Below are 2,920 nucleotides of genomic sequence, written 5' to 3'. Positions count from 1 at the left end.
CACCCCCCCCCACGGCGGGTCCCGCAGGCCCGACACACCCCCACGGAAAGAGAGTCCCGTGTCCCGATCCCCGCTCCAGGCCGCCCTGTTCGACATGGACGGCACGCTCGTCGACACAGAGCGGCTGTGGTGGGACGCGGTGGCGGAGGTGGCCGCCGGCCTCGGACGCGCGCTGTCCGAGGCCGACCAGCCGGACGTCCTGGGCCGCCCCGTCGAGCACACCGCCGCCTGGCTCGCCGCCCGCACCGGCGCCGACGGGGACGCGCTCTCCGCCGGACTGCACCGGGAGTTCGCCGACCGGGTCCGCACCGGGATCGTGCCCCGCCCCGGCGCGCTGGAGCTGCTGCGGGCCCTGGCCCGCGAGGGCGTCCCCACCGCCCTGGTCACCGCGTCGCCGCGGGCCGTCGCCGACACCGTCCTCGACGTCCTCGGCCGCGACCTGTTCGCCGTCTCCGTCACGGCCGACGACACCGAGCACACCAAGCCCGCCCCCGACCCCTACCTCGCCGCCTGCCGCGCCCTCGGCGTCGACCCCGCCGCCTGCGTCGCCGTCGAGGACACCAGGACCGGGGTCACCTCGGCCGAGGCCGCGGGCTGCGTGGTCCTCGCCGTTCCCTCGCTCGCCCCCATCGAGGAGGCCCCCGGGCGGACCGTCCGGGAGAGCCTGGAGGGCGTGACACCGGCGAGCCTGCGTCGGCTGGTCGCGCCCGACGGTCCCGCCCTGCGGGTGATGACCTGGAACCTCTGGTTCGGCGGCACCAAGGTCCGCGACCACCGCGCCAAGCAGCTCAAGGTGATCACCGAGACCGGTGTCGACGTGGTCGGCCTCCAGGAGACGTACGGCACCGCCGCACAGGAACTCGCCGAAGCCCTCGGCTGGCACCACCACCGGGCCGGCGACAACCTCGGCATCATCAGCCGCCACCCGATCACGGCCCGCCTCGGTGACCCCGACGTCGGCTTCTACGGGGCCGCCGGCGTCCGGATCAGGACCGACGCCGGTACCGAGGTGGACGTCTGGACCGTCCACCTGGACTACACGCCGTACGGCCCCTACGAGGCTGCCTTCGACGGGCTGCCCACCGCCGAGCTGATCGCCCACGAGGAGGTGCGGCTGGCCCAACTGCGGGACTGCCTGCGCCGGATCGACGACACCGCGCCCGGGGCGCCCGGCGCGTCCGGCGCGACCGCCGTGCCCGTCGTGCTCGTCGGCGACTTCAACAGCCCCTCGCACCTCGACCGGCCACACCTCGACCGGCCGGACGTCGACTGGCCGGTGACCAGGGCCGCCGAGGCGAGCGGACTGCGCGACTCCTACCGCGAGGCCCACCCCGACCCCGTACGGGAGCCGGGCCACACCTGGTCGCCGGTCCACGTGGAACACGAGGACGGCAGCGGCCGGCCCGAGCCGCAGGACCGGATCGACTTCGTCCTGCACCGGGGTCTCGCGGTGCTCGATTCCCGGACCCATGTCAGCGGCACACCCCGCCCCTGGCCGGACGTCGAGGACAACGACTGGCCGTCGGACCACGCCGCGGTGATCACCACGTTCGCGCTGGAGCCGGGCGCCCGCGAGTGATCCCCGATATCCCCTGGGCCGGAAGGGGTCGGCCCGGCTAGCATCGGTGCCATGACCTGGCGACATTGATCCACCAGCCGCGCCTCCCGAGGACCGCCTCGGACGCCGTTCCGACGACGTCCGATCCGCTCCTTCTGGAAGGCCTCATGACTCTCTCACCTGCGCGTGCGCCCGGTGTCGCGACCACTGATGTCCGACGGCTCACGGCCACGCTGTACGGGTACGCGTTCCTCGACGACTTCGTGCTGCTCTACCCGGTGTACGCGCTGCTGTTCAGCGACACCGGACTGTCGATCTGGCAGATCTCCTCCCTGTTCGCCCTGTGGTCCGTCACCGGGATCGTGCTGGAGGTGCCCTCCGGTGCCTGGGCGGACGCCGTCTCGCGGCGTCTGCTGCTGTGGGTGGGGCCGCTGCTCACCGCCGCCGGCTTCGCCCTGTGGGTGATGGCTCCCTCGTACTGGGCCTTCGCCCTCGGGTTCGTCCTGTGGGGAGTACGCGGCGCGCTCGGTTCCGGTGCGCTGGAAGCACTGGTCTACGACGAACTCGACCGGCTGGGCGCCGCCGACCGGTACGCGCGGGTCGTCGGCCGGGCCCAGGCGGTCGGCATGGTCGCCGTGATGGCCGCGATGGGGCTGGCCGGGCCGGTGCTCGACCTCGGCGGTTACCCGGCCGTGGGCGCGGCGAGCGTCCTGGTCTGTGTGCTGACCTCGGTGGTGGCCGCGCGTTTCCCGGAGCACCGGGAGGCGGTGCCGGGGCCGAAGCACGCCTCCACCCTCGCCACCCTGCGGGCGGGGCTCACCGAGGTCCGCCGGGACCGTTCCGTACGGGGCGCGATGCTGCTCGTGCCGGCCGTCGGGGCGGTCTGGGGCGCGCTCGACGAGTACACGCCGCTGCTGGTCCGGGACACCGGGGTGGCCGAGCAGACGGTTCCGTACCTGCTGCTGGTGATCTGGGTGGGGCCGGCGATCGGTAGCCTGCTGACCGGGGTGGGGGAGCGGTGGGGCACGGCCGGGCTGGGGATGGTGCTGGCGGGCTCGGCGGTCGCGCTGGCCATCGGGGCGCTGATGGGGACGCCGGTCGGGATCGGGCTCGTCGCCGTCGCCTTCGGGGGGTTCCAGCTGGTCAACGTGCTCGCCGACGCGCGGTTGCAGGACCGGATCGACGGGGCTCGGCGGGCGACGTTGACGTCCGTCGCGAGCATGGGGACCGAGACGGCGACGGTCGCCGTCTTCGCGGCGTACGCGGCGATCGGTGCGGGGCATGCGCACGGGGTGGTGTTCGCCCTGTTCGCGGTGCCGTATCTGGTGACGGCGGGGGTGTTGGTGGTGCGGAGGGGCGCGT

2 protein-coding genes are annotated in these 2,920 nt (G+C 74.1%); both read left to right on the top strand.

The annotated features are described in order from the left end of the window. Positions 1-58 precede the first annotated feature (58 nt). Positions 59-1,579, top strand: a complete 1,521-nt coding sequence (locus P1P70_RS42860) for an HAD-IA family hydrolase (RefSeq protein WP_319247651.1) — start codon at positions 59-61, stop codon at positions 1,577-1,579. Positions 1,580-1,725: 146 nt separating this feature from the next. Further along, the coding region (locus P1P70_RS42855) for an MFS transporter (protein ID WP_319247649.1) at positions 1,726-2,920 on the top strand (1,195 nt) is incomplete at its 3' end.

It is taken from the genome of Streptomyces sp. MB09-02B, from assembly GCF_033794485.1.
Classification (GTDB): Bacteria; Actinomycetota; Actinomycetes; order Streptomycetales; family Streptomycetaceae; genus Streptomyces.
Note: the sequence above shows the minus strand (reverse complement) of the source record. Positions and strands in the feature narration are given on the sequence as shown.